We start from the raw sequence: 4,966 nt of genomic DNA, 5'->3' as shown, positions 1-4,966 counted from the left end.
GGCGCCGACCGCGACCTCGTCAAGATCTGGCAGAAGATGAACGCCAAGCGTTTTGACAACATCATGCTCAAGACCAAGACGGTGGGCGCCAAGGCCACACCCGAAGGCATTGAGGTGACGTTCGCCGCTGCGGAAGAGGGCGGCACCGCCCCCGCACCGCAGGTGTATGACCTGGTCTTGCAGGCCGTAGGCCGCACCCCCAACGGCAAGAAGATCGCCGCCGACAAGGCTGGCGTGGCCGTGACGGACCGTGGCTTCATCAACGTCGATATCCAGATGCGCACCAACGTGCCCCACATTTTCGCCATCGGCGACATCGTGGGCCAGCCCATGCTGGCGCACAAAGCGGTGCACGAGGCGCATGTGGCGGCGGAAGTGATCGCTGGTGAACTGCAGGGCAACAAAGAACTGGCAGCCGCCGCCTTCAACGCCCGCGTGATCCCATCGGTGGCCTACACCGACCCCGAGGTGGCCTGGGTGGGCCTGACCGAAGACCAGGCCAAGGCCCAGGGCATCAAGGTCAAGAAGGGCCTGTTCCCCTGGAGTGCCTCCGGCCGCGCCATCGCCAATGGCCGCGACGAGGGTGTGACCAAGCTGTTGTTCGACGACTCGCCAGAGGCCCATGGCCACGGCAAGATCCTGGGCGGTGGCATGGTCGGCACCCATGCGGGCGACATGATCGGCGAGATTGCGCTGGCCATCGAGATGGGCGCCGACGCGGTAGACATCGGCAAGACCATCCACCCACACCCCACGCTGGGCGAAAGCATCGGCATGGCGGCGGAGATTGCGCACGGTAGCTGCACGGACGTGCCACCGCAGCGCAAATAGCAAGCCGGATGTAGCCAACACAGGTGCCGGAGCCATCCATGGCCGCCGTCAAGAAGTTCCCCAAAGCCCCCGCCCACCCCGAGCGGGTGTGCTGGGGTTGCGACTTGTACTGCCCCGCCAAGGACATGCGTTGTGGCAACGGCTCGGACCGCACGCAGCACCCGGCGGAGCTGTTTGGCGACGATTGGGACCAGTGGGGACTGGAGTCGCAGGAGGAGGAGGGCGCGTCAGCAGTCCATCCGAATCTCAAACCCTGATGGACTGACAGCTTGGTTGGCAAGCGGTCTCCACGCCACGCCTAGAGTGCCGTACGCTACACCGCAGGCTTGGCTGCTTGGAGTGATGGCGTGGGCACCCGGCCCCGCCTGCTGATCAGCAACACCCCTGCCAGCACCAACCCGGCCCCAGCCATTTGGGACCAGGACAGCGGCTCGTCCAGCAGCCAGCAGCCGAAAAAAATCGTCAGCATGGGGCCAAGGGTGCCGATCAGCGCCGTTCGGGACACGCCGATGCGCCGGATGGCGGCGGAGGTCATGAACACAGGTAACACGGTGGAGAACACCGCCATGCCCAGGGCATACAGATACACCGGCGCGGGCTGCGCCAGCGAAGCCACGGGCTGGGTCACCGCAAAATGCAGCAGCGTGGCTGCCGTGGACACCAGCATGGCCAGGGCGGTAAAGCGCGCCGCGCCCAGGTGGCGGATGGCGGGCTCGCTGCCCGCCTGGTAGAAGGCGTAGGTGATGGCCGAGCCGAACACAAAACCCGCCCCCACCAGCACGGCCCGTGTGTCGCCCGCAATCTGCAGGTCATGAGCAAAGGCCAGGCCAATGCCCGCGTAGGACAACAGCAGCGCTCCCATCTCGCGCCGGGAGGCGCGCTTGCCCATGAACAACACGCCGATCAGGATGGTGAGCGTGGGGTAGGTGAACAAGATCAGCCGCTCCAGGCTGGCTGTGATGTACTGCAGGCCGATGAAGTCGAGGATGCTGGAGCCGTAGTAGCCCAGCAGCCCCAAGGCCCCCACCAGCAGCCAGTCGCGCGGCGCCAGCGGTGGCAGACAGCGGCTGGCTCGCCAGCCCACCCAGGCGAACACGGGCACGGAAAACGCCATGCGCAGTGCCAGCAGCGTGACGGAATCCACGGGTGCCGCCGCCTGCGGCACGGCGTAGGCCAGTTTCACAAAAATGGCCTTGAAGGAGAAGCCGAGCGCCGCCAGCGCGGCCAGTGCAAAGCCAAGGCGTTCAGCAGACCAATTTTTCCAGGGCATGGGGGTGATGTATGCATTGGCGTCCCAATTTTGCGAACGCTATGTATGCTTTGTAATTCAATAAGCAAGTATGTTGCCAAGCCATTTTGCAGTGCACAATTGTTCATCTTGCAACCATGTATTCGTTTTATACGAACACTCACTTGAACTACGACCTGATCGACCTGCGCCTTTTCGTGGCCATTGCCGAGGAGCGCAACCTCACGCGCGGCGCTGCACGCGCCTATCTGGCGCCGTCTTCCGCCAGCCACCGGCTGCGGCGCCTGGAGGATGCCTTGAGCACCTCGCTGTTCGAGCGCCAGGCCCGTGGCTTGGTACTGACCAGCGCGGGCGAGGCACTGCTGCGCAACGCCCGCCAGGTGCTGGCCAGCGTCGAGCAGATGCATGCCAACCTCTCGCCCTATGCCACGGGCATCCGGGGCCACGTGAGCCTGTGGGCCAACACCCACGCCACGCACACCTTCTTGCCCGACGACCTAGCGGGCTTTCTCAAGCAGCACCCGCAGGTCAGCGTAAGCCTGGAGGAGCGCACCAGCGCCGAGATCGTGGTGGCCGTGGCCAATGGCGAGATCGAGGTGGGTGTGCTGGCCGACAGTGGCACAGGGGCGGGGGTCGAGTTGGCCCCCTACCGGCAGGACCGCCTGGTGCTCATCGTGCCTGCAGGCCATGCGCTGGCGGGGCGCGGCCAGGTGGGGTTTGCCGAGGTGCTGGACCACGCCTTCGTCATGCTGCACGCAGGCTCGGCCATCCACACCTTCACGATGAACGCCGCCGCTGCGCTAGGGCGGCACCTCGATGTGCGCATCCAGGTGCGCAGCTTCGAGGCCGTGTGCCGCATGGTGGGTGCAGGCGTGGGCATTGGCCTCGTGCCACGCGGCGCCGCCCTGCAAGTGGCTGGCCTGAGCGAGCCGCCCGTGGTGGTCGAGATGAACGAGCCCTGGGCGCAACGCGACCTGCAGATCTGCGTGCGGAAGGGCGCGGTGCTGTCGGGGTTTGCCGCGGCGCTGGTGGCGCATCTGCGCCAGGGCGCGGTGCCTATGGGGCTGCCTTAACCTCATCCCGGCGATAATCCCTGTTTGCTATTAATTTGGTAGCTGCTAGCGATTTCCCATCAAGCGCCAGCAGCCGATTTTGCTTGTAGCCCCTTTTCTCCCCTGCCACATCTATCTTCATGCAAGCCCTGTTCGACGCCATTGCCGCCATGCCCCTGCCTACCGATGCCCAGCGCATCTTCCACGGGCGGGGCGGTTTGCACCCAGGCTGCGAGCAGTGGGTGCTGGATGCCTACCCGCCCGTGTTCGTGCTCACCAGTTTTGCACCTGTCACGGAGGATGAGCTTGCCACCGTGGGCGCGGCCCTGCAGGCCCGCTGGACCCAAATCGCCCCGGCGGGCGAGCTGCTGAACTGGGTGTTCCAGCACCGGGGCGAAGCCCTGCGCATCGAGGGCCGCAGCGAAACGCGCCTGATGGCTGGCGCCGTGCCCGAGTCGCACACCGTCACCGAGGCCGGAGCGCGCTACCGCGTGCATGTGCTGCGCGGCCAGAACCATGGCCTGTTCCTTGACATGGCCGCGGGCCGCCGCTGGGTGCGCGACTACGCCGCCGCACGCAGCACAGACCGCTACGGCCTCAAGGTGCTCAACCTGTTTGCCTACACCTGTGCGTTCTCGGTGGTGGCGCTGCAGGCGGGCGCCAAACAGGTGGTCAACGTGGACATGAGCCACGGCGCCATCGCCATCGGGCAGCAGAACCATCAGCTCAACGGCATCACCACCGGCGCCGCTTTTCTGCCGCACGACATCTTCAACAGCTGGGGCAAGATCACCCGCAGCGGCCCCTACGGCCTCGTCATCGTGGACCCACCCAGCTACCAAAAGGGCAGCTTCGTCGCCACCAAAGACTACGCCCGCCTCATGCGCCGCCTGCCCGACCTGCTCGCCCCCGGCGGCCACGCCCTGCTGTGCCTGAACGCGCCTGAACTGAATGTGGATTTTCTGCACAGCCAGATGAGCGAACTGGCCCCCGAGCTGCGCTACCTGGAGCGCGTGGCCAACCCGCCCGTGTTTGCGGACGTGCAAGAGGCGAGGGCGCTGAAGGTGCTGGTGTACCAGGCGCCGGATTTGGCGCCTGCCGCCCAGGGCTAAAAAACGCCGATCCCCAGCCCCGCCGCCATCGCCTCGCCCAGCGCCCGGCAGCGCGCCAGGTCATCCGCACCGATCTGCTTGGGCGCCAGAATGGCCTCGGGCGTCTGCGCATGGGTGCAGACGATCAGCGGCTCAGCCACGGCCCTCAGGCGCCAGCCCGTGGCAATACGCGCCACCTGCCGCGCCGCGTTCTGCCCGTCGCTGCCCGCACAGACCAGCAGCGCGTAGGGGCGGCCATTCACCTGGTCTAGCACGCCGTAGTAGCTGCGGTCAAAAAAGTCCTTGAGCTGCCCGCTGATGGCCGCCAGGTTCTCGGGTGTGGCAAACAGGTAGCCATCGGCCGCCAGCACGTCGGCCGCACCAGCCTGCGAGGCATGCAGAAGGCGCACCACAACCGAGCCATCCAGCGCCGCCCCATCCCGCGCAGCCTCGACCATCTGGCGCGTGCCACCGGTCATCGAGTGGTAGATGATGAGGAGGGTTTTGGTGGGGGGCATGGTGGGAGCTTACAAGCTGCGCGGGCGCTTGCATGCTGGCAATTATCTTTGCCGTAGTTGGTGTTTTGTCGATTGCTGGGTGGGGGTATTGCTGCTGTGAGAGGCCGCTTTGGGCCCCGAGCCGCCATCCAGACAAAAGCTGCAAAGCAGTCATTCAGTCCGATGGCAAATTCAACGCCAGGGCATCCAACGGGCTGGAGGTTCCTGCGGCAGCGACTTTCAGGA

The 4,966-nt window shown here is 65.7% G+C and carries 6 protein-coding genes; 4 read left to right on the top strand and 2 right to left on the bottom strand.

Going from position 1 to position 4,966, the window contains the following annotated elements:
• Together Q0105_RS20645 and Q0105_RS20640 are read left to right on the top strand one after the other, a co-directional pair.
• Nucleotides 1–831: NAD(P)/FAD-dependent oxidoreductase (locus Q0105_RS20645; RefSeq protein ID WP_298214648.1), on the top strand; the 831-nt coding region annotated here is incomplete at its 5' end.
• A 38-nt stretch (nt 832–869) separates the two neighbouring features.
• Nucleotides 870–1,088 carry a DUF3079 domain-containing protein gene (locus tag Q0105_RS20640; RefSeq protein WP_298214646.1) on the top strand — a complete coding sequence of 73 codons (219 nt, stop codon included), beginning with the start codon at nt 870–872 and terminating at the stop codon, nt 1,086–1,088.
• A 56-nt stretch (nt 1,089–1,144) separates the two neighbouring features.
• Here the strand turns inward: Q0105_RS20640 and Q0105_RS20635 are convergent, their stop codons facing one another.
• Nucleotides 1,145–2,101 (bottom strand): DMT family transporter, encoded by a 957-nt coding sequence (locus Q0105_RS20635; RefSeq protein WP_298214644.1) that lies wholly within the window; start codon nt 2,099–2,101, stop codon nt 1,145–1,147.
• A 143-nt stretch (nt 2,102–2,244) separates the two neighbouring features.
• Here Q0105_RS20635 and Q0105_RS20630 point away from each other — a divergent pair, with 143 nt between their 5' ends.
• Together Q0105_RS20630 and Q0105_RS20625 are read left to right on the top strand one after the other, a co-directional pair.
• The gene (locus Q0105_RS20630) at nt 2,245–3,153 is read left to right on the top strand and encodes a LysR family transcriptional regulator (RefSeq protein WP_298214641.1); all 909 of its coding nucleotides are present in this window, start codon (nt 2,245–2,247) and stop codon (nt 3,151–3,153) included.
• Nucleotides 3,154–3,272: 119 nt separating this feature from the next.
• The gene (locus tag Q0105_RS20625) at nt 3,273–4,244 is read left to right on the top strand and encodes a class I SAM-dependent methyltransferase (RefSeq protein ID WP_298214639.1); all 972 of its coding nucleotides are present in this window, start codon (nt 3,273–3,275) and stop codon (nt 4,242–4,244) included.
• Here Q0105_RS20625 and Q0105_RS20620 read toward each other — a convergent pair.
• Nucleotides 4,241–4,741 (bottom strand): NAD(P)H-dependent oxidoreductase, encoded by a 501-nt coding sequence (locus Q0105_RS20620; protein ID WP_298214637.1) that lies wholly within the window; start codon nt 4,739–4,741, stop codon nt 4,241–4,243. The two genes, Q0105_RS20625 and Q0105_RS20620, sit on opposite strands and share 4 nt — an antisense overlap.
• Nucleotides 4,742–4,966 lie beyond the last annotated feature (225 nt).

This window comes from Acidovorax sp. (assembly GCF_027492855.1).
Taxonomy (GTDB): domain Bacteria; phylum Pseudomonadota; class Gammaproteobacteria; order Burkholderiales; family Burkholderiaceae_C; genus Acidovorax.
This window is presented reverse-complemented; position numbering and strand designations above follow the sequence as displayed.